Source organism: Arthrobacter sp. SLBN-112 (assembly GCF_006715225.1).
GTDB lineage: Bacteria > Actinomycetota > Actinomycetes > Actinomycetales > Micrococcaceae > Arthrobacter.
Genome location: NZ_VFMU01000001.1, coordinates 2,941,228 through 2,960,983 on the forward strand (window position 1 = coordinate 2,941,228; position 19,756 = coordinate 2,960,983).

22 protein-coding genes and 1 riboswitch are annotated in these 19,756 nt (G+C 67.4%); of the genes, 21 read left to right on the forward strand and 1 reads right to left on the reverse strand.

All coding sequences use genetic code 11. From position 1 onward, the window contains the following. Window positions 1-83 precede the first annotated feature (83 nt). The 13 genes from FBY33_RS13590 to hisF all read left to right on the forward strand — a co-directional run bounded on the left by FBY33_RS13590 (window position 84) and on the right by hisF (window position 11,321). Window positions 84-944 (forward strand): cytochrome, encoded by an 861-nt coding sequence (locus FBY33_RS13590; protein WP_142031022.1) that lies wholly within the window; start codon window positions 84-86, stop codon window positions 942-944. Window positions 945-1,021: 77 nt separating this feature from the next. Beyond that, window positions 1,022-1,624, forward strand: a complete 603-nt coding sequence (gene def, locus FBY33_RS13595; protein ID WP_056333379.1) for a peptide deformylase — start codon at window positions 1,022-1,024, stop codon at window positions 1,622-1,624. Then, complete coding sequence (gene fmt / locus FBY33_RS13600) at window positions 1,621-2,541, forward strand: methionyl-tRNA formyltransferase (RefSeq protein WP_142031023.1); 921 nt, start codon at window positions 1,621-1,623, stop codon at window positions 2,539-2,541. Before def ends, fmt begins: the two co-directional genes overlap by 4 nt. After that, entirely contained in the window at window positions 2,538-4,256 is a 1,719-nt protein-coding gene (locus FBY33_RS13605) for an RsmB/NOP family class I SAM-dependent RNA methyltransferase (RefSeq protein ID WP_142031024.1), read from the forward strand. Before fmt ends, FBY33_RS13605 begins: the two co-directional genes overlap by 4 nt. Before the next feature lie 108 nt (window positions 4,257-4,364). After that, window positions 4,365-5,042 (forward strand): ribulose-phosphate 3-epimerase, encoded by a 678-nt coding sequence (gene rpe / locus FBY33_RS13610; protein ID WP_142031025.1) that lies wholly within the window; start codon window positions 4,365-4,367, stop codon window positions 5,040-5,042. Window positions 5,043-5,081: 39 nt separating this feature from the next. Further along, a riboswitch (FMN riboswitch) is annotated at window positions 5,082-5,229 on the forward strand. 169 nt (window positions 5,230-5,398) lie between these two features. After that, on the forward strand, window positions 5,399-6,538 hold the full coding sequence (gene ribD, locus FBY33_RS13615) for a bifunctional diaminohydroxyphosphoribosylaminopyrimidine deaminase/5-amino-6-(5-phosphoribosylamino)uracil reductase RibD (RefSeq protein WP_142032870.1): 1,140 nt from the start codon (window positions 5,399-5,401) through the stop codon (window positions 6,536-6,538). After that, window positions 6,538-7,200: a riboflavin synthase gene (locus FBY33_RS13620; protein ID WP_142031026.1), complete on the forward strand. Its 663-nt coding sequence runs from the start codon at window positions 6,538-6,540 to the stop codon at window positions 7,198-7,200. Before ribD ends, FBY33_RS13620 begins: the two co-directional genes overlap by 1 nt. After that, a complete protein-coding gene (gene ribB / locus FBY33_RS13625) occupies window positions 7,197-7,955 on the forward strand; it encodes a 3,4-dihydroxy-2-butanone-4-phosphate synthase (RefSeq protein WP_142031027.1) in 759 nt (252 codons plus the stop codon). Before FBY33_RS13620 ends, ribB begins: the two co-directional genes overlap by 4 nt. Next, window positions 7,952-8,686: a GTP cyclohydrolase II gene (gene ribA, locus FBY33_RS13630; RefSeq protein ID WP_142031028.1), complete on the forward strand. Its 735-nt coding sequence runs from the start codon at window positions 7,952-7,954 to the stop codon at window positions 8,684-8,686. The genes ribB and ribA overlap by 4 nt, the downstream gene beginning before the upstream one ends. Before the next feature lie 17 nt (window positions 8,687-8,703). Further along, on the forward strand, window positions 8,704-9,192 hold the full coding sequence (ribH, locus tag FBY33_RS13635) for a 6,7-dimethyl-8-ribityllumazine synthase (protein WP_142031029.1): 489 nt from the start codon (window positions 8,704-8,706) through the stop codon (window positions 9,190-9,192). 104 nt (window positions 9,193-9,296) lie between these two features. After that, window positions 9,297-9,560: a phosphoribosyl-ATP diphosphatase gene (locus FBY33_RS13640; RefSeq protein WP_009358176.1), complete on the forward strand. Its 264-nt coding sequence runs from the start codon at window positions 9,297-9,299 to the stop codon at window positions 9,558-9,560. Between the two features lie 85 nt (window positions 9,561-9,645). After that, window positions 9,646-10,506 carry an ATP phosphoribosyltransferase gene (gene hisG, locus FBY33_RS13645; RefSeq protein WP_142031030.1) on the forward strand — a complete coding sequence of 287 codons (861 nt, stop codon included), beginning with the start codon at window positions 9,646-9,648 and terminating at the stop codon, window positions 10,504-10,506. Between the two features lie 38 nt (window positions 10,507-10,544). After that, on the forward strand, window positions 10,545-11,321 hold the full coding sequence (gene hisF, locus FBY33_RS13650) for an imidazole glycerol phosphate synthase subunit HisF (protein ID WP_142031031.1): 777 nt from the start codon (window positions 10,545-10,547) through the stop codon (window positions 11,319-11,321). An 83-nt stretch (window positions 11,322-11,404) separates the two neighbouring features. Here the strand turns inward: hisF and FBY33_RS13655 are convergent, their stop codons facing one another. Next, the gene (locus tag FBY33_RS13655) at window positions 11,405-12,049 is read right to left on the reverse strand and encodes a TIGR03085 family metal-binding protein (RefSeq protein ID WP_056333402.1); all 645 of its coding nucleotides are present in this window, start codon (window positions 12,047-12,049) and stop codon (window positions 11,405-11,407) included. Between the two features lie 112 nt (window positions 12,050-12,161). Between FBY33_RS13655 and hisI the strand changes: the two genes are divergently transcribed. The 8 genes from hisI to lgt all read left to right on the forward strand — a co-directional run bounded on the left by hisI (window position 12,162) and on the right by lgt (window position 19,619). Next, window positions 12,162-12,590: a phosphoribosyl-AMP cyclohydrolase gene (hisI, locus tag FBY33_RS13660; protein WP_142031032.1), complete on the forward strand. Its 429-nt coding sequence runs from the start codon at window positions 12,162-12,164 to the stop codon at window positions 12,588-12,590. Window positions 12,591-12,693: 103 nt separating this feature from the next. After that, entirely contained in the window at window positions 12,694-14,256 is a 1,563-nt protein-coding gene (locus FBY33_RS13665; RefSeq protein ID WP_142031033.1) for an anthranilate synthase component I, read from the forward strand. Beyond that, entirely contained in the window at window positions 14,256-14,951 is a 696-nt protein-coding gene (locus FBY33_RS13670; RefSeq protein WP_142031034.1) for a Trp biosynthesis-associated membrane protein, read from the forward strand. Before FBY33_RS13665 ends, FBY33_RS13670 begins: the two co-directional genes overlap by 1 nt. Before the next feature lie 104 nt (window positions 14,952-15,055). Further along, the gene (locus FBY33_RS13675) at window positions 15,056-15,343 is read left to right on the forward strand and encodes an HGxxPAAW family protein (RefSeq protein ID WP_142031035.1); all 288 of its coding nucleotides are present in this window, start codon (window positions 15,056-15,058) and stop codon (window positions 15,341-15,343) included. Further along, on the forward strand, window positions 15,343-16,164 hold the full coding sequence (gene trpC / locus FBY33_RS13680; RefSeq protein WP_142031036.1) for an indole-3-glycerol phosphate synthase TrpC: 822 nt from the start codon (window positions 15,343-15,345) through the stop codon (window positions 16,162-16,164). The genes FBY33_RS13675 and trpC overlap by 1 nt, the downstream gene beginning before the upstream one ends. Window positions 16,165-16,287: 123 nt before the next feature. Then, window positions 16,288-17,607: a tryptophan synthase subunit beta gene (gene trpB, locus FBY33_RS13685; RefSeq protein WP_142031037.1), complete on the forward strand. Its 1,320-nt coding sequence runs from the start codon at window positions 16,288-16,290 to the stop codon at window positions 17,605-17,607. A gap of 11 nt (window positions 17,608-17,618) precedes the next feature. Further along, window positions 17,619-18,449 (forward strand): tryptophan synthase subunit alpha, encoded by an 831-nt coding sequence (gene trpA / locus FBY33_RS13690; protein ID WP_142032872.1) that lies wholly within the window; start codon window positions 17,619-17,621, stop codon window positions 18,447-18,449. Between the two features lie 3 nt (window positions 18,450-18,452). Beyond that, window positions 18,453-19,619, forward strand: coding sequence for a prolipoprotein diacylglyceryl transferase (lgt, locus tag FBY33_RS13695; RefSeq protein ID WP_142031038.1), 1,167 nt, complete (start codon window positions 18,453-18,455; stop codon window positions 19,617-19,619). The last annotated feature ends 137 nt before the right edge of the window (window positions 19,620-19,756 follow it).

Genomic DNA, 19,756 nt, shown 5'->3' on the forward strand with positions numbered 1-19,756 from the left:
ACCAGCAGCGGAGACGGGCCTCTTTTGCGTGCAGCTCCTGCCTCCCGGAGCTTTTGTCGGCCCCCTGTGAAAGAGTCTTTTGTATGACTGATCCGCTTCTCGCCCACGCCACCGAATACGGCCGGATGTATGCACGGTCAACGTCTGAGCAGTTTTCGGTACCTTCCATCACCACGGTGATCAGCCAGCAGCCGCACGGCCTGGATGGCTGGTTCGGTTACATGGGTGCCAGCAGCCTGGCCAATGATCCGCTGCTCTCGGACTGCCTGGGCAGTCCCGCCAAAATCAAGCAGGCCATCAACCGTGCCGCCAAGGCGGCCGAAACCTACCGGGACGATGCCGCCAGGCGCGGGGACCGCGTCCACAATTACTGCGAGCAGGTGGCGCTCCGGGCGCTCGGGCGCCCCCACGGCATGAAGGAAGCCCGCGAGGCCTTGGCTGCCAACGGGGAAGAGGCCTTCGCCGTCCGCTTCGACGAGTGGTGGGAACTCTTCAAGGTGGAGCCCATCGCCCCTGAAATCACTGTCTGGAACAACACGGTGGGCTACGCGGGCACCCTTGACCTTGTAGCGCGGATCAACGGACGCATTTGCCTGATCGACTACAAGACCAAGGGCACAACGCGGGACGGCCTGGTCAAACCACTGGATGACAAAGTGGTGATGCAGTTGGTGGCCGGCATGAAGGCGGAGGAAAGCCTGGTGGATGCGGAAGCTGGAACCTGGGAGCCCTGGAAATACGGCGAAAACCCGGTCCTGCTGGCCGTTGCCATTGGCGAGACCGAGGTCCGTCCTGTCCGTGCCAACCCCGAGGTCCTCAAGCACCACTGGTGGAAGTTCTGCGCCCTGCGCCGGGTCTGGGAATTGTCCGCGGACACCATCAGTGCCGGCACCGCGCTGCTGCCCATCGCACCCCCGCCGCTGGCACAGGCCCGCACCGCCTAAGCGGCAGGAGGACCTCGAGAGACTGCACCTAAACTGGATAGGTTCCCTTTGCCGCCAACCGTGAGGACAAACAGCGCATGGCTATTCTGAATATCCGCATCATCGGTGATCCTGTGCTGCGCACAGTTGCCGATCCCGTGACGGAATTCGGACCGGAGCTTGCCAAACTGGTGGCCGACATGACCGAAACCATGGAGGACGTGGACGGCGCAGGGCTTGCCGCTCCGCAGGTGGGCATCAGCAAGCGCGTCTTCACGTACCGGATCGACGGGGTAGAAGGGCACATCATCAACCCCGTCCTGGAGAACAGTGAGGACTACCAGCCGGACCACGTGGAGGGCTGCCTGTCCATTCCTGGCCTCGGCTTCCCCGTCCGCCGTTTCCGCGCCACCCGGGTCACCGGTGTGGACATGCACGGAAATCCGGTGTCCGTCGATGGGGAGGGGATGCTGGCACGCTGCTTCCAGCATGAAAATGACCACCTGGACGGCATTCTCTACACCGACCGCCTTGAGGGCGAAGACCGGAAGGCTGCATTGCGGTCCATCCGCAACGCCAATTACGACGCCGTCACGGGGCGCACCACCGCCAAGCGCGCCAAGAGTGTCGGGTCAAGTTTCGGCGGGGCCAGCTTCGGCGGAACCAGTACCCCCGGCTCCAGCTTTGGCACAGCAGGGTGAGGGTCCTCTTCGCGGGGACCCCCGCCGTCGCTGTGCCGTCCCTGGACGCCCTCGTCAAAGCCGGCTTCAACGTTGTGGCGGTCCTGACCCGTCCCGATGCGCCGGTAGGCCGCAAACGCGTGCTGACGCCCTCGCCGGTGGCACAACGCGCCGCGGAACTGGGCATTGATGTTATCCGCGCCGCGCGCGTCGACCCCGAGGCCATTGCCGCTGTCTCCGCAGCGCAGCCGGACGTCGCGGCAATCGTTGCCTATGGCGGACTGGTCCCCCCTGCAGCTCTGCGCATACCGCGGCACGGCTGGGTCAACCTGCATTTCTCCCTGCTGCCCGCCTGGCGTGGCGCGGCGCCGGTCCAGCGGTCGGTCATGGCAGGCGACGATATCACTGGTGCCGTTACCTTCCAGCTGGAGGAAGGACTGGACACCGGCCCCGTTTTTGGCACGCTGACCGAGGCCGTCAGGCCGCAGGACACTGCCGGAGACCTGCTTGAGCGGCTGTCCCGCAGCGGTGCGGTCCTGCTGGCGCAGACCCTGTCCGCGATCGAGGCGGGAAAAGCGTCGCCGCAGCCGCAGGCCGGCGACGTCTCGCTGGCACCCAAACTGACCCTGGAGGATGGACACATCAACTGGTCCCATCCTGCCCTTGCCATCAACCGGCAGGCACGGGGAGTCACCCCTGAGCCCGGCGCCTGGACCCTGCTGGACGGGCAGCGGGTCAAGCTCGAGCCTGTGCGGCTCCGGCCTGATATCGCAGGACTTGCCGCCGGCTCAGTGGCCTTGCAGGGGAAAACCGTGGTGGTGGGAACAGGCTCGCACGCCGTGGAACTTACCCGGGTCCAGCCCGCAGGGAAAAAGATGATGGCTGCAGCCGATTGGGCGCGCGGCATGGCTTCACTGGAGGGTGTGGTGTTCGAATGAGCGGGTCCGGCGGCAATACAGGTGGACGGAATACCGGCCGGCCCAACACTGGCGGAGGGGGAAGCGCCGAAGGATACGGCCGCGGCGGGAAGAGCGGACAGGGCGGCAGCGGCGCGCCCGCCGGCAGCGGCCGCGGCAACGGCGGACCCCGGGACGCCAGCAGGAGGGACGCCAAAGGCCGGGAACGCAACCGCGGACCGCAGCGGGGCTTTACCGAACAGGCGCCGTCGCAGCGGACCAGGCGCGCTGATCCCGCCCGTCTGGTGGCCTTCGAAGTGCTGCGCGCTGTGGCGGAGGAGGATGCCTACGCCAACCTGGTGCTGCCCGCGCGGATCCGGCATCACCACCTGGACAAACGGGACGCCGGGTTCGCCACGGAACTGAGCTACGGCGCCCTGCGCGGCCAGGGTACCTACGACGCCATCCTGGCACGGTGCGTGGACCGGCCCCTGGCCAAGCTTGACCCGGCCGTCCTCGACGCCCTCCGCATCGGTGCCCACCAACTGCTGGCCATGCGGGTCCCGGCGCACGCCGCACTGGACCAGACGGTAGGACTGGCCCGTGCCGTCATCGGAGCCGGCCCCTCGGCACTGATTAATGCCGTCCTCCGCAAGGTTTCCGCCCACTCCCTTGAGGAATGGCTGGACCTGCTGGTGGAGGGCGAAACCGACGAGACGAAGATTGCCTCGCTCCGGTACGCGCACCCCGAGTGGATTGTCCGGGCCATGCGCCAGTCACTGGTGGCCCACGGCCGGCCCGCAGTCGAAATCAACGACCTGCTGGAGGCGGACAACGCTGCCCCGGTGGTTAACCTCGTGGCCCTGCCGGGGCTGGGCAGCCTGGACGAAGCACTGGACAACGGTGCCACGCCCGGCGAACTGGTGGAAGGCTCCGCGCTGTCCAGCGGCGGGGACCTGGGACGCCTGGCGTCGGTGCGTGCCGGTAGCCTCAGGGTCCAGGACGTTGGTTCACAGCTGGTGGCCAGGGCCCTGGCCGCGGTGGACCTTCCCAAACCGGACCTCAGCCGGGCAGGCGACGGTGCCGGCCGCAGTCCCGGCGCCGAAAGTGCCGCCGATGCAGGGGCGGGAGCCGGTGCCGATAATGATGCCGGCGCCGGTGAAGCGTGGCTCGATCTTTGCGCCGGCCCCGGGGGAAAAGCGGCCCTCCTAGGTGCGCTGGCCCACCAGCGGGGCGCCACGCTCCTGGCCAATGAGCCCGCCCCGCACCGCGCAAAACTGGTCAGCCAGGCGCTGTCGGCCGTACCGCAGGGCAGTTGGCAGGTCCGGACCGGCGACGGCCGGGATGTGGGTGCGGAACAGCCGGAACGATATTCCCGCGTCCTGGTGGATGTCCCCTGCACTGGCCTGGGAGCTCTTCGGCGCAGGCCCGAGTCCCGGTGGCGGCGCTCGCCCAAGGACATCGCAGACCTGGGCCCGCTGCAGCGCGAACTGCTGAACTCCGCCCTGGCCGCGGTCCGTCCCGGGGGAGTGGTGGCCTATGTAACCTGTTCACCGCACCCGGCAGAAACCACGGCTGTCGTGGCCGACGTCCTCCGGAAACGCACCGACCTGGAACTCCTGGACGCGGGCGCCGCCCTGGATGCAGTCAGCCTCACCGGAAACCTGGGCGCCGGCCATGAACTGACCGCCCAGCTCTGGCCCCACATCCACCACACCGACGCCATGTTCCTGGCCCTGATCCACAAGAAAGCCTGACAGGGAAGAATCCCCGACTCATTAACCTGGGCTCCCGGTCCGGCCTGTTCCAGGCTGCGGACCGGAAGTCTTCTACGACACCAAGCACCTTCAGCGAAAGGCACCCCTGTGACGCAATGCTGCATCAACCCGAGTATCCTCTCCGCCGACTTCGTCAACCTTGAGGCCGAACTGCAACGGATCAGCAACGCCGACGCCGTCCACGTGGACGTCATGGACAACCATTTCGTCCCCAACCTGACCCTTGGGCTGCCCGTGGTGCAGCGGATCCAGGCGGTCAGCCCGGTTCCGCTGGACGCCCACCTGATGATCTCCGACGCGGACCGGTGGGCGCCGGGTTTCGCCGACGCCGGCCTGGCCTCGGTCACGTTCCACGCAGAGGCCTCCATTGCCCCCATCAAGCTGGCACGGGAACTGCGCAGCAGGGGATCCAAAGCGGGGATGGCATTGCGCCCGGCCACCCCGGTGGAGCCGTACCTGGACATGCTGGCCGAGCTGGACATGCTGCTCATCATGACGGTGGAACCGGGTTTCGGCGGCCAGGCATTCCTGGACGTCACGCTGCCCAAGATCCGGCGGGCCCGCGCAGCCGTGGAAGGCTCCGGACTGGGAGTGGCCATCCAGGTGGACGGCGGGATCACGGAAGACACCATCGCCCGCGCGGCTGAAGCCGGTGCCAACGTTTTTGTGGCCGGCTCCGCCGTCTACGGCGCCGACGACCCCGCCGCAGCCATCGACCTGCTGCGGGACAAGGGCGGCCGGACATTACGCGGGGCGACGGAATAACGGGGAGCCCCTGCCGGTTGTGGCACAATAACAACACACATACGTGCTCCGGGGTCGGTGTAAGTCCGAACCGGCGGTGACAGTCCGCGACCCGCGAGCCGGCATTCTCTGACGAGGATCCGGCAGACGGTTGAACCGGTGGAATTCCGGTACCGACAGTTAAAGTCTGGATGAGAGAAGCACGTACAGCTGTATCAGTGGGCCCGCGGGCCCGCAACGTTCTGCTGTCGTACCCCCGGAGCCATCGCGGTTCGACAGGGAAGGAACGACACGCACATGAACCCCCAGCGATGGCTCTTAAACGCCGAAAATCCTGCCGCCTCCAAGGCAGCCACCCAACCCGCTCCGGCCGCCGCATGACGGGCGCCGTGGAACTGACGCCCGCCGCCGGGGTGGTCACTGCCTTCAGCGCCGACGAAACCCGGGCCATGGAGCACGCCCTGCGGGCAGCCCTGCAGGGTCCGCGCGGCGCGAACCCGCTGGTGGGCGCCGTCGTCGTCGGTCCTGACGGACGCCACCTTGTCACCGGCTACCACCGCGGCGCCGGCACGGCGCACGCCGAAGCCGACGCAATTGCCCAGGCAGCCGCCGTCGGCCTGGACCTCTCCGGATGCACCATGGTGGTCACCCTGGAACCCTGCAACCACGTGGGCCGCACCGGGCCGTGCACGGAAGCAATCATCGATGCCGGCATCACGGACGTCGTCTACGCCGTCGACGATCCCCATGACCCCGCCGCCGGCGGCGCCGCAACGCTGCGAACGGCCGGCGTCCGGGTCCGCAGCGGCCTCGGTGCCGACGAATCCCTGGACATGAACCGCCAGTGGTTCGAGGCCGTCGCCGCCAAGCGCCCGTTCGTCACCCTCCACATCGCCCAGACCCTGGACGCCCGGATAGCTGCCGAGGACGGCACCAGCCAATGGATCTCCAGCCCCGAGTCGCTGGCAGACAACCACGGAATCCGCAGCCGCATCGACGCCATCCTGGTGGGCAGCCAGACCGTGCTGGTGGACAACCCGCGCCTGACCGCCCGGGAACCCTCCGGCGACCCCGCACCCAAACAGCCGGTACGGGCCGTCATGGGACTGCGCGGAATCCCGGACGGCGCCGCGATCCGTGGCGATGACGGCCTGGCCGTCCACCTTCCCACCCGGGACCCGCGCGAAGCGTTGACCATGCTGTATCAAGCCGGCATCCGGCACGTCATGGTGGAAGGCGGGTCAAGGATCCTCAGCGCCTTCCTCTCAGCGGGCCTGGTGGACGAACTCATCGTGTACCTGGCGCCCACCCTGCTGGGATCCGGCACCCCCGCCCTGAACGGGCTGGGCATTAGCAGCCTCCCGGACGCCCAGCAATGGGAATGGGACGAGGCCGACGGCGGCGCCGTCCGGACGCTCGGCCGGGACCTCAGGCTTCACCTCAGACCGCAACGGAAAGTTGCATTCGACCACCCACCAACCCGCGGCAGCGCGGAGCAAGCCCAGGGAGGCTACTGATGTTCACCGGAATTATTGCCGAGCAGGGGCAGGTGCTGTCCGTGGAGCGCGACGGGAACACCAGCGCCACCGTGCGGCTGCACGCCCCCGGCTCCACCGAGGGCCTGCCACTTGGCGGCTCCATTGCCGTGAACGGGGTCTGCCTCACGGCAACCGCCATTGACGGCAAGGAGTTCAGCGTTGACGTCATGGGGGAAACCCTGGTCCGGAGCACCATCGGCGAACTCGCTGCCGGGGATTCGGTCAACCTGGAACGCTGTGTTCCTGCAGGCGGGCGCCTGGACGGGCATGTCGTACAAGGACACGTGGACGGCGTCGGAGTCCTGCTGGAACGCGAACCCCTGGGCAACTGGGAGCGCCTGCGCTTTGGCGTCCCCGCCAACCTGGCCCGCTACATTGCCGAGAAAGGGTCCATCGCCATTGACGGTGTCTCCCTCACTGTGACGGCTGTCAGCCCGGCGCCGGAGCAGGAGCCCTGGTTCGAAGTGGGCCTGATCCCCACGACCCTGGCCGAAACGGGCCTGGGCACCAAAACCGCCGGCAGCCGGGTGAACCTGGAGGTCGATGTCCTGGCCAAGTACACCGAACGGCTGCTTGCCTTCCGCGATGCCGGCGCAGCCGCGGGTACCGGTGGCACCGCGGTTGCGGGAGGTGCGCTGTGAACGCCGCAGTACACCTGGAATCCGCCGCTGCCGCGGCTGCCGTCAACACCGACGGTGCCTCCGGCGGCCAGGCGGCCGCGCCCGCTAAAGGACTGGACTCCATTGAGGATGCAGTGCGCGCCATGGCCGCAGGTCGGCCCGTGCTCGTGGTCGACAACGAGGACCGCGAAAACGAAGGCGACATCATCTTCGCCGCCCAGCACGCCACGCCCGCCCTGATGGGCTGGACCATCCGGTACAGCTCCGGCGTCATTTGCGTGCCGCTGACCGGCGAACGCGCCGACGCCTTGGCACTGCCGCCCATGACGGCCGTCAACGAGGATGCCAAAGGCACGGCCTACACAGTGTCCTGCGACGCAGCGATCGGTGTTAGCACGGGAATCTCCGCCACGGACCGGGCCTTGACCGCCCGCATCCTGGCCGACCCGCAAGCCAGCCCGGCCTCTGTGACCCGCCCGGGGCATATTTTCCCGCTGCGTGCGGTTGACGGTGGTGTGCGGGAACGCCAGGGCCACACCGAGGCCGCCGTGGACCTGTGCCGCCTTGCGGGCCTGGAGCCGGTCGGGGTGATCGCGGAAGTGGTGTACGACGACGGTGAAATGATGCGGCTGGACGGCCTGCGTTCGTTCGCAGCGGAACATGGATGTCCCCTGATCTCCATTGAGGACCTGGTGGCGTATCTTGAAGCCGGGGCCGGGGGAACCCAGCGTGAGGATGTCCGGGTAACGCCGGGCGTACAGAAGGAGAAACGATGACGGCAGCGGCAGCCAGCGAAGACAGCCAGCAGAACGGCCACCGGAAGCACCACGCGGTCTCCGGCGAGGCACCCCATCCCGTCAGCGGAGGGCCCGTCGTGCAGCTGCCCACCGCCTTCGGCGATTTCGTGGCCCAGGCATGGACTGACCTGGTGACCGGAGTGGAACACCTGGCCGTCAGTTCCCCCAACGCCCCCACCGACGGTAAAGCGCCCCTGGTGCGCCTGCACTCCGAGTGCCTCACCGGCGATGTCTTTGGCTCCTACCGCTGCGACTGCGGCGAACAGCTTGCCTACGCACTGGAGCTGATCCGGGACAACGGCGGCACCCTGCTCTACCTGCGCGGCCAGGAGGGCCGCGGCATTGGCCTGGCCAACAAGATCAAGGCCTACGCCCTGCAGGAGGCCGGCTTTGACACGGTGGAGGCCAATGAACAACTGGGCCTGCCCGTTGATGCCCGGTGCTACAAGGCCGCAGCGCAGATCCTCGCCGAAATGGGCCTGCACGAGGTGCGGCTGCTGAGCAACAACCCGGACAAGCAGAACAGGCTTGCCAAGGCGGGCGTGAACGTCGTGGAAATGGTGCCCACGGAGGTGCCTTCCCGCGAACAGAACATCCGTTACCTGCGCACCAAGAAGGACCGCATGGAACACCGGCTGCTGCTGGACACCCAGGTGGCCCCGGTGCCCGTGCCGGCCCCCGAAACCCCTTTCGACCACGAACAAGACTGAACGGAACAGAAGAACCCATGAGTGGACACGGCGCCCCCGACATCGACCTCAGCACCCTTAACCCGGCCGAGACCTCGCAGCTGAAGCTCGCGATCGTCGCAGCCAGCTGGCACACGCAGATCATGGACGGGCTCCTGGACGGCGCGCTCCGGGCCGCCAAGGACGCCGGCATTGCCGAGCCCACCGTGCTGCGCGTTCCCGGCAGCTTTGAGCTGCCGGTTGCTGCAGCACGCCTGGCACCGCACTTTGACGTCGTCGTTGCCCTCGGCGTGGTGATCCGCGGCGGAACCCCGCACTTTGACTACGTCTGCCAGGCCGCGACGTCGGGCCTGACCGACGTCAGCGTCTCCACCGGTGTGCCGGTGGGCTTCGGCGTGCTTACCTGCGACAACGAACAGCAGGGACTGGACCGCGCCGGCCTGCCCGGCTCCAAGGAAGACAAGGGCCATGAGGCCGTAACGGCGGCGCTGGCCACCGCCGTTGTGCTCAAGCAGTACCAGGGCTAAGAGACAGCCTGCTGCGCGGGCGCGGTGTGTATTCGCTCACATCGCGCCCGTCATGCAATGGCCCGGGAAGCGCCGGTGCGGCCGCAGCAAGTAGGCTGGAGGGCGTGAAGAATTTCGAGACGCTGTTCGCTGAGCTCAGCGAGAAGGCAGCCACCCGCCCGGAAGGCTCCCGCACCGTCGCTGAATTGGAGTCCGGTGTTCACGGCATCGGCAAAAAAGTCGTTGAGGAAGCAGCCGAAGTATGGATGGCTGCCGAATATGAATCCGATGAAGCCGCGGCCGAGGAAATTTCCCAGCTGCTGTACCACCTGCAGGTTCTGATGCTCGCCAAAGGCCTGACCCTGGAAGACGTCTACAAGCATCTGTAGCCACCGGCCCGGCGCGCTGACGCCGGGCCCGCTGTGGCCTGCACTGCCTGAAACCCAGACCTTCCACCCCAGAAAGAATTCCCCAATGCTGCGAGTAGCCGTCCCCAACAAGGGCTCCCTGTCCGAAGCCGCCTCCGCCATGCTCTCCGAAGCCGGATACCGCCAGCGCCGTGACAGCCGCGAACTGGTCATGGTGGACCCCGACAACGACATTGAGTTCTTCTTCCTCCGCCCCCGCGACATTGCCGTTTACGTCGGCCAGGGAACGCTCGACGTCGGCATCACCGGACGCGACCTGCTGCTGGACGCCGGGGTGGAGGCCGAAGAGCTGCTTCCGCTGGGATTCGCCGCTTCCACCTTCCGCTTTGCCGGCCCGGTGGGCGACTTTGGCTCTGCCGCCGAACTTGACGGCAAGCGCCTGGCCACGAGCTACGATGGCCTGCTGCGCAGCTACCTGGCCGAACGCGGCATCAACGCCAAGGTGGTCCGCCTGGATGGGGCGGTTGAATCCTCGGTCCGGCTCGGCGTCGCAGACGCCATCGCCGATGTCGTGGAAACCGGCAACACGCTCAAGGCCGCGGGCATGGAAATCTTCGGTGATCCCATCCTCAAATCCGAGGCCGTCCTGATCCGCCGCACCGGCAACGGGGGAGCCGCCAACGGCACCGCCAGGGAAATCGACGTCCTCATCCGCCGCCTCCAGGGCGTCCTGGTGGCGCGCCAGTATGTGCTGATGGACTACGACATCCGCAAGGAGCTCGTGGAGAAGGCGGCCGGCCTGACACCGGGCCTCGAATCGCCCACTGTTTCACCGCTGCGCGACTCTGACTGGGTGGCCGTCCGGTCCATGGTGCCCAAGAAGGAAACCAACCGGATCATGGATGAACTGTACGACCTCGGCGCGCGCGCCATCCTGGTCAGCAGCATCCACGCCTGCCGCATCTGAGCCGGCCGCAGTAACCACCACAGACTCCAGGAGTTCCCATGGCAGTAGCAGTACGCGTCATTCCCTGCCTTGACGTCGACGCCGGCCGCGTCGTCAAGGGCGTCAACTTCGAGGGCCTGCGCGATGCCGGCGACCCCGTGGAACTCGCCCACCGGTACGACAACGCCGGTGCCGACGAACTGACGTTCCTTGACGTGACGGCGTCCTCCGGCAACCGCGAGACCACGTTCGACGTGGTCCGCCGCACCGCCGAGGAAGTCTTCATCCCGCTGACGGTGGGCGGCGGCGTCCGCGGCGTGGCCGAGGTGGATAAGCTCCTGCGCTACGGCGCGGACAAGGCCTCCATCAACACCGCAGCCGTGGCCCGGCCCGATGTCATCGATGAAATCAGCCGCCACTTCGGTTCCCAGGTGCTGGTCCTGTCCGTTGATGCCCGCCGCACCCGCCCTGGCTCGCAGCCCACGCCGTCGGGATTTGAAGTGACCACCCACGGCGGCCGCACCGGCACCGGGATCGATGCCATTGAATGGGCCCGGGAAGCAGCGGACCGTGGGGTGGGGGAGATCCTGCTGAACTCCATCGACGCCGACGGCACCAAGGACGGCTTCGACCTCGAACTCATCAAACTGGTCCGGGCCGCCGTCAAGGTTCCCATCATCGCCTCCGGCGGCGCGGGGGAGCCTGCGCACTTCCCGCCGGCCGTCGCAGCCGGCGCGGATGCGGTCCTGGCCGCCTCGATTTTCCACTGGGGGCCGGACGACATGATGTCCCAGGTCAAGGAAGCGATCCGGGAAGCCGGCTTCGAAGTCCGCTGAAGCGTGTCCCAACCCAACTAAAGTAGCGCCAAGTGTCGTTTTGAGGGCTCATAACGACACTTGGCGCTACTCAGTTGGAGGGGTTAGAGCCCTACTTCGGCTGACTGGAGGAGGGCGACGGCGTCCGGCTGGCCTTCGAATGTGACCAGGGCATGGCGGGTGCGGCCGTGGGCGTGCATCAGCAGTTCGCCCGGCTCACCGACAATTGCCACCGAAACAGGCGCCCGCTTGGCGACATGCCGCGGACCGGACGGACGGACCAGGACAATGCCCAGGTCCACGCCGCGGTAAAGGATGGCGGCACGCTTGACCAGTTCGTCCCACAGGGCGTCCGAGTATGCCTCATCAAGTGCCCTGGGCGCCCACCGGTCCACGGCCCGCCGTACGTCCTCGGTGTGCACGAAGTACTCAATGAGGTTGGCACTTTCGTCCAGTGCCTTGATGCTCATCGGCGAAAGCGCCGGGGGACCGGCGCGGAAGGTGTTCACCAGCCGGGCATAGTCGTCGTTGCTGGTCAGCTTTGCCGCCAGCCTGGCGGTGGCCTGGTCCGATGCCTTGGCCAGGCGCTTGATGATCAAACCGAGCCCGACGGCGGCCTTCCGCTCGCGCAGGTACAGGTGCGCGGCAAGGTCCCTGGTACGCCAGCCCTTGCAGAGTGTGGGCGCATCAGGGCCGGCCGCAAGCAGGGTTTCGGCCAGGACTTCTCGGGACGGTTCGACGAAATGCATCACTTGTGAAACTAGCACGAGAGGCGCGGAGTTGGGCAGCACTTCAGCGGCCGGTGGCGTGCCGTTGTTCACAACAGGAGTACGGGCCCGTGTTGGCACTAGACTTGACCCGATGTCTGAGCAGCCAGCCCCCGTCCCAACCGCAGGATCCGCCGTGTCCCCGCCCGTGGAATCCGTGCCGGCCAGCCCGCTTCCCCAGGAAGTGGCCGCTGCGCTTAAGCGCGACGGCGCCGGCCTGGTGGCCGCAGTGGTGCAGCAGTACGACACCAACGAAGTCCTGATGCTTGGCTGGATGGACGACGAAGCGCTGCACCGCACCATGACCACCGGCCGCGTCACTTTCTACTCCCGCTCACGGCAGGAGTACTGGCGCAAGGGCGATACTTCAGGGCACGTCCAGTGGGTCAAATCCGTGGCTCTGGACTGCGACGGCGACGCACTGCTGGTGCGCGTGGACCAGGTGGGCGCGGCCTGCCACACGGGCACCCGCACCTGCTTCGACGGCCGGGCCCTCGACGTGCTGGCAGGCCAGGCAGGCTAACCGGATAGCTGCCCGGCCGGCTTCCCTCCACGGCCCCCCAGCAAGAACACCAAGGTGCCCGGCACTGCCGGCCCTTTCGAAGAACAGGCGGACAAGCATAACCATGCAGGACCTTGGAACCATCAGCCCGAGCCTCGAGGAATTCCGGGAACTCGCCGGCCACAGCCGCGTCATTCCCGTCAGGCTCAAGGTCCTCGCCGACGCCGAAACCCCCATCGGCCTGTACCGGAAGCTGGCGCAGGGGCAGCCCGGCACCTTCCTGATGGAATCGGCGGCGGTAGGCGGTGCCTGGTCCCGCTACTCCTTCATCGGCGCCAGGTCCCGCGCCACCCTGACCACTAAGGACGGGCAGGCGCACTGGCTCGGCGAACCGCCCGCGGGCGTCCCGGTCAGCGGCAGTCCCGTGGACGCCGTCCGCGACACCATCGACGCCCTGCGAACCGACCGCTTCGACGGGCTGCCGCCGTTTACCTCCGGCCTGGTGGGCTTCCTCGGCTGGGAGACCGTCCGGCACTGGGAACGGCTGGTCAGCCCGCCCGAGGACGACCTGCACCTGCCGGAAATGGCCCTGAACCTGGTCACCGACATGGCCGTGCACGACAACGTGGACGGCACGGTCCTGCTCATCGCCAACGCCATCAACTTCGACAACAGCTCCGAGCGCGTGGACGAGGCCTGGCACGACGCCGTGGCCCGGGTCAAGGAACTCCTGGCAAAGATCAGTGCCCCCGTGGTGCAGCCCGTCTCCGTGCTGGCACCGGCAGCCCTGGACTTCGCGTCCAGCGTCCAGGAACGCTGGGACGAGGCCGAGTACCTTGCCGCGCTGGACCGCGGCAAGGAAGCCATCGTGGACGGAGAGGTCTTCCAGGTGGTGATCTCGCGCCGGTTCGAGATGGAGTGCCAGGCGTCCGCGCTGGACGTGTACCGGGTCCTGCGCAACACCAACCCCAGCCCCTACATGTACATCTTCAGCCTGGCCGACGCCGACGGCCGCGAGTACTCCATCGTCGGGTCCTCGCCGGAAGCACTCGTGACGGTCACGGGCGAGGAAGTCATCACCCACCCCATCGCCGGCTCCCGTCCGCGCGGCAAGACCGTCGAAGCAGACAAGGCCCTGGCCGAGGAGCTCCTGGCGGACCAGAAGGAACGCGCCGAACACCTGATGCTGGTGGACCTGTCCCGCAACGACCTTTCCAAGGTCTGCGTGGCCGGCACCGTGGACGTCACCCAGTTCATGGAGGTGGAGCGCTTCAGCCACATCATGCACCTGGTGTCCACCGTGGTGGGCCGGCTGGCCCCGCAGGCCAAAGCCTATGACGTGCTGAAGGCAACCTTCCCGGCCGGCACCCTCTCGGGTGCCCCCAAGCCCAGGGCCCTCCGCCTCCTCGACGAGCTGGAACCGCACCGCCGCGGCATCTACGGCGGCGTGGTGGGTTACCTCGACTTCGCCGGCGACATGGACATGGCCATCGCCATCCGGTCCGCCCTGATCCGTGAAGGACGGGCCTACGTCCAGGCCGGTGGCGGCATCGTGGCTGACTCCGTGAACCCCACCGAGGCGCTGGAAACCGTCAATAAGGCCGCCGCCCCGCTGCGTGCCGTGCACACGGCAGGATCGCTGCACAACATTTCCGCGGACTCCCTGCCCGGCGGGACGGCGTCCTGATGCCGGCCTCCGACATGGCACCGGACCGGCCTGGCGACGCACCCGCGGCAGGAGCGGCGGCCAAGGCGGTCAAGCCCGGGAAGAGCAGGGCCGTACCGGCCTGGGCGCGCAAGTCCACGCTGGTGCTGCTGATCGCCTTCCTGGCGCTGGCCGCATTCGGCACCACCACCCAGACCTGGATGACTGCCACCCTGGACCCCAACCAGGTGGGACAGTCCGGCCCAGCCCAAAGCGTCATCCAGGTACAGGGCAGCAAAGCAGCCACCACCGTCACGGCCCTGGCCCTTGTTGCCTTGGCCGGCGGGCTCGCGGCGGCCATTGCGGGCAGGATCGCCCGGTGGGTCATCACCGCCATTATTGTCCTTGCCGCGGCCGGCGTGGTGACCGCCGCGGCCACCGTCCTGGCCGACCCGCTCACGGCGGCGCAGGGATCCATTGCAGCGGCCACCGGAGTCTCCGGCAGCCAGGCGCACGTGGACCTGACCCCGTTTCCGGTACTCGCCGTCGTCGCCGGCTGCCTTCTCGCCGTGGCAGCCCTGCTGATCCTGCCCGCCTCCCGTTACTGGAAGGCGCGCACCAAATATGACGCCGCCGGTGCCGCGGGGACCGCAGCTGCCGGCGCAACGGCACCGGCCGGCCCCGTGGACGAGATCGACAGCTGGGACCGGCTTTCCCGCGGCGAGGATCCCACCTAACCCCGGCAGGCGCCCGGACCGGCAGGGACGGCAAGCCCGGCGGTACGCGGGCGGCAGCCAAAAAATGGCAGAATGTAAGCAGTATCCATCCTGAGGAGATTTCCATGAGCAAAGCACCTGCGTCCGTTTCCAAGTCAGGCACCCGCACGGTGGCCCCCGGCGCCATTGACCACAGCCAGGAACTGGGCCACGGCAACAGCCCGGCCGCCTGGACCTGCGTCATCGTGATGCTCGTTGGCGCGCTCATCGCAGCCATCGCCTTCGTCATCGCCAGCACGCCCATCTTCATCGGCGGCATCGCCGTCATGGTCGTCGGCCTGATCCTCGGTTTCATCATGCGCAAGGCAGGCTACGGCGTCGATGGCAGCAAGCTGAAGAACTCCGGCCACTGATGGCGACTGTTCTCGACGACATCAACGCCGGTGTCAGGGAGGATATGGCGGCCAGGAAGCAGCTCGTTTCGCTGGCTGAGCTGAAGGACCGGGCCCAGGCCGCGGCACCTGCCCGTGACGCCTGGGCAGCCCTCGGCGGAACCTCCCCAACCCGGGAACAGCTGAAAGTCATTGCCGAAATCAAACGCCGCAGCCCCTCCAAGGGCGATCTCGCCAGCATCGGGGATCCGGCGTCGCTGGCCAGGCAGTACGCCGACGGCGGTGCCTCCGTCATCAGCGTCCTCACTGAACAGCGCCGCTTCAACGGCTCCCTGGCCGACCTCGACGCCGTGCGCGCCGCCGTCGACATCCCGCTGCTGCGGAAGGACTTCACGCTCGACGAGTACCAGATCTGGGAGGCCCGTGCCCACGGCGCCGACCTCATCCTGCTGATCGTGGCCGCCCTTTCGGACGCCCAGCTCGCCGAATTCAGCGCCCTCAGCCGGAACCTCGGCATGAACGTGCTCGTCGAGACGCACACGGAAGAGGAAATTGAGCGTGCCGTCGCGGCCAACGCGCGCATCATCGGCGTCAACGTGCGCAACCTTAAAACGCTCGACGTCGACCGTTCCGTCTTTGCCTCACTGGCAGGGCTGATTCCGGCCGAGGCCGTCGTGGTTGCCGAATCCGGCGTCCGCGACGCCGGCGACGTCACGCACTACGCCGCCAGCGGTGCCAACGCCATACTCGTGGGTGAGGCACTGGTAAGCCATGCCACGCCCCGGGAACGCATCGCCGAGTTCACCGCCGCCGGCGCCGCGGCCATTGCCGCCCGCGGCTGAAGCACGTACCACCCGGCTTCCTGCGGGGCCTGCAGCATGCAGGCCCCGCAGCACAGGCATCCCGTTCCGGCCATGCCGGAACGGCAAACTTTTGACCAACCACCACCGAACAGGACAGGACTGATGGCTGACGCACCCTCAGGAAACGCTGACAACAACACCGCGGAAGCATTCCTGCAGGGCGGATCCCTCCGCCACGCCCCGGGGCCGTACTTCGGCAACTACGGCGGGCGATGGATGCCCGAGTCCCTCATCGCCGCCCTGGACGAACTTGAAGAGACCTTCAACAAGGCCAAGGACGATCCCGAATTCCGGGCGCAGATCGCGGACCTGAACAAGAACTACTCCGGCCGGCCCTCGCTGCTGACCGAAGCCAAGCGGTTCTCCCAGCACGCCGGCGGGGTCCGCATCTTCCTCAAGCGTGAAGACCTCAACCACACGGGCTCGCACAAGATCAACAACGTCCTGGGCCAGGCCCTGCTTGCCAAGCGGATGGGCAAGACCCGCGTCATCGCCGAGACCGGCGCCGGCCAGCATGGCGTGGCCAGCGCCACCGCCGCTGCCCTCATGGGGCTCGAATGCGTCGTCTACATGGGCGCCGAGGACTGCCGCCGCCAGGCGCTGAACGTGGCCCGGATGGAACTCCTGGGTGCCAAGGTCATTCCCGTAACCAGCGGATCCCAAACCCTCAAGGACGCCATCAACGATGCCCTCCGGGACTGGGTGGCCAACGTTGACAACACGCACTACCTCCTGGGTACCGCCGCGGGCGCCCACCCGTTCCCCGCCATGGTCCGCTACTTCCACGAGGTCATCGGGGAAGAAGCCCGCGCCCAGATCCTGGAGCAGGAGGGCCGGCTCCCGGACGCCGTCTGCGCCTGCATCGGCGGCGGCTCCAACGCCATCGGGATCTTCCACGGGTTCCTGGACGATCCCTCCGTGAAGATCTATGGCTTCGAGGCCGGTGGCGACGGTGTGGAGACCGGCCGGCACGCTGCCACCATCACGCTTGGCAAGCCCGGCGTCCTCCACGGCGCACGCTCCTACCTGATGCAGGACGACGACGGACAGACCATCGAGTCGCACTCCATTTCCGCCGGCCTGGACTACCCTGGTGTCGGCCCGGAGCACTCCTACCTGTCCGACATCGGACGGGTCAGCTACGAGCCCATCACGGACAGCGAAGCCATGGAAGCCTTCCGCCTCCTGTGCCGCACCGAAGGCATCATTCCCGCCATCGAGTCCTCGCACGCATTGGCCGGGGCCATGAAGGTGGGCCAGCGGCTTGCCGCCGAAGACCCGGACTCCGCAGCTGAAAAGATCGTCATCGTCAACCTGTCAGGACGCGGTGACAAGGACGTGGCCACTGCCGCCGAATGGTTTGACCTGTTGGACAAGAATTCCGCCGAATCCGAGATCGGCAAAGAGGGGGAGCAGCTGTGAGCAGCGCAGAGATGACCGGCGCAGGGACAACCAGCAAGTCGGCAGCAGCCATTGACAGGGCACGGTCCCAGGGACGCTCCGCCCTCATCGGTTACCTCCCTGCCGGCTACCCCAGCGTGGAGGACACCATCGCCGCAGGCATTGCCCTGGCGGAGAACGGTGCGGACCTGATCGAGATCGGCATTCCCTACTCGGACCCCGTCATGGATGGCCAAGTCATCCAGGCTGCCACCACCGAGGCACTGGCCAAGGGCTTCCACGTCAGCCAGGTATTCGACGTCGTTGCCGGCATCACCAGCAGGACCGACGCCGCTGTCCTGGTCATGACCTACTGGAACCCGGTGGTCCGGATGGGCGTGGATGAGTTCTCGCGCCGGCTGTCCGAAGCCGGGGGAGCCGGGCTCATCACCCCGGACCTGATTCCGGACGAGGCCGCCGAATGGATGGCAGCCTCGGACAAGTATGGCCTGGACCGTGTGTTCCTCGTGGCGCCGTCCTCCACCACGGAACGCATGCAGCGGACCGTGGATGCAAGCCGCGGCTTCGTCTACGCCGTCTCCATCATGGGCGTCACCGGAGCCCGCACATCAGTCAGCACCGCAGCCAAGGACGTTGTCGCCGCCGCGCACGCCGCCGGCGCCGAACGCGTCTGCGTTGGGCTGGGCGTCTCCACGGCCGACCAGGTCCGGGAGATCGCTGCCTACGCCGAAGGCGTCATCGTGGGCACCGCCCTGGTGGCAGCCCTCCGCGACGGGGGAGTGGACGCCGTCGGCGCCCTCACCAAAGACCTGAGCACGGGCCTGACGCGGGAACAAGGCCTCACGCAGGAAACCGGGGCCTAAAGCATGCAGCCACTCCTTCAGGCAGCCGCGCTGGTGCCCGCCCTTGCGCCCGCCAGCATCCCCAGCCCGGACTGGTCCGGCTTCGACATTCCCCTGCCGTGGGGCAGCCTGCGGATCCACGCCTACGCGCTGTGCATCCTCGCCGGAATCGTCGTGGGCCTCTGGCTGACGTCCGTCCGCTGGGCCAAGCGCGGTGCCCCTGAAGGCAGTGTCTGGGACATCGTCATCTGGGCCATCCCCTTCGGCATCATCGGGGGCCGGCTCTACCACGTGGTCTCGTCACCGGATGCCTACTTCGGGCCTGGCTTCGACGGCACCGGGGACCTCTCGCTGATCCCGCAGATCCAGCGCGGCGGGCTGGGGATCTGGGGCGCCGTCGTCCTCGGTGCCGTCGGCGCCTGGATCGGCTGCCGCCGCAGCGGCGTCAAACTGAGCGCATTCGTCGACGCCGCTGCGCCGGGCCTGCTCCTGGCCCAGGCCGTTGGCCGGTGGGGCAACTACTTCAACCAGGAACTCTTCGGCGGTCCCACCACCCTGCCGTGGGGCCTCCAGGTCGACGCAGACAACCCAAACTTTCCTGCAGGCATGCCCGCGGACACCCTGTTCCACCCCACGTTCCTCTACGAATCGCTGTGGAACCTGGCCGGCGTCGTGATCCTGCTTGCCCTGGACCGGCGCTTCACCTTCCGCCGAAGCCGGCTCTTCTGGCTGTACGCCATGTACTACACCCTGGGCCGGGTCTGGATCGAGGCAATGCGCATCGACGACGCTGAACAGATCAGCATCTTTGGCATCACCACCAGGCTCAACGTGTGGACCAGCATCTTCGTGTTCCTGGCAGCCCTGACCGCCTTCATCCTCCTGGGACTCAAGGGCAGGCCGGATCCGGACACCGTATACCTGCCGGGCCGTGAACCGGAGAAGACTGCGGAGCCGGGAACGGAGGCGGCGGCCGGTCATGAAGTCCGGGATCCGGACGACGTTGTCTCAGATAGTGATTCGCGTGGTAATCTCCCTGATAGCCACAGCGGTTCCAGGCATGCTTCCGACCCCACGGAAGAAGCCGCGGCGGCACCGGCCGGCTCAAAGCCCGGACCGGATGCAACGGCGGCCGGACATTCCGGCAGCACAGCCACAGGACCCGCACCGGAAGCCGGCACCAGTAAGTAGGGCGCCGGCCAGGCAGGGCAGCAGAGCCACCGCTCGAAGCGCCCGAAAACCACAATGTCGTGGCATGGGGCACCGTCCGGCCGGCATGTATTTGCCACCTGATGATGTCTCGGGCAGGGGCCTGCGTAACCGTTAGT

What these genes read in the sequence shown, in the direction of transcription:
- FBY33_RS13605 (WP_142031024.1), top strand. Translation starts at nt 2,538, where the DNA reads ATGAGCGGGTCCGGCGGCAATACAGGTGGACGGAATACCGGCCGGCCC.
- hisG (WP_142031030.1), top strand. Translation starts at nt 9,646, where the DNA reads ATGCTGCGAGTAGCCGTCCCCAACAAGGGCTCCCTGTCCGAAGCCGCC.
- hisF (WP_142031031.1), top strand. Translation starts at nt 10,545, where the DNA reads ATGGCAGTAGCAGTACGCGTCATTCCCTGCCTTGACGTCGACGCCGGC.
- FBY33_RS13675 (WP_142031035.1), top strand. Translation starts at nt 15,056, where the DNA reads ATGAGCAAAGCACCTGCGTCCGTTTCCAAGTCAGGCACCCGCACGGTG.
- ribA (WP_142031028.1), top strand. Translation starts at nt 7,952, where the DNA reads ATGACGGCAGCGGCAGCCAGCGAAGACAGCCAGCAGAACGGCCACCGG.
- FBY33_RS13590 (WP_142031022.1), top strand. Translation starts at nt 84, where the DNA reads ATGACTGATCCGCTTCTCGCCCACGCCACCGAATACGGCCGGATGTAT.
- def (WP_056333379.1), top strand. Translation starts at nt 1,022, where the DNA reads ATGGCTATTCTGAATATCCGCATCATCGGTGATCCTGTGCTGCGCACA.
- FBY33_RS13670 (WP_142031034.1), top strand. Translation starts at nt 14,256, where the DNA reads ATGCCGGCCTCCGACATGGCACCGGACCGGCCTGGCGACGCACCCGCG.
- trpB (WP_142031037.1), top strand. Translation starts at nt 16,288, where the DNA reads ATGGCTGACGCACCCTCAGGAAACGCTGACAACAACACCGCGGAAGCA.
- hisI (WP_142031032.1), top strand. Translation starts at nt 12,162, where the DNA reads ATGTCTGAGCAGCCAGCCCCCGTCCCAACCGCAGGATCCGCCGTGTCC.
- FBY33_RS13655 (WP_056333402.1), bottom strand. Translation starts at nt 12,049, where the DNA reads ATGCATTTCGTCGAACCGTCCCGAGAAGTCCTGGCCGAAACCCTGCTT.
- trpA (WP_142032872.1), top strand. Translation starts at nt 17,619, where the DNA reads ATGACCGGCGCAGGGACAACCAGCAAGTCGGCAGCAGCCATTGACAGG.
- ribD (WP_142032870.1), top strand. Translation starts at nt 5,399, where the DNA reads ATGACGGGCGCCGTGGAACTGACGCCCGCCGCCGGGGTGGTCACTGCC.
- trpC (WP_142031036.1), top strand. Translation starts at nt 15,343, where the DNA reads ATGGCGACTGTTCTCGACGACATCAACGCCGGTGTCAGGGAGGATATG.
- ribH (WP_142031029.1), top strand. Translation starts at nt 8,704, where the DNA reads ATGAGTGGACACGGCGCCCCCGACATCGACCTCAGCACCCTTAACCCG.
- FBY33_RS13665 (WP_142031033.1), top strand. Translation starts at nt 12,694, where the DNA reads ATGCAGGACCTTGGAACCATCAGCCCGAGCCTCGAGGAATTCCGGGAA.
- FBY33_RS13620 (WP_142031026.1), top strand. Translation starts at nt 6,538, where the DNA reads ATGTTCACCGGAATTATTGCCGAGCAGGGGCAGGTGCTGTCCGTGGAG.
- lgt (WP_142031038.1), top strand. Translation starts at nt 18,453, where the DNA reads ATGCAGCCACTCCTTCAGGCAGCCGCGCTGGTGCCCGCCCTTGCGCCC.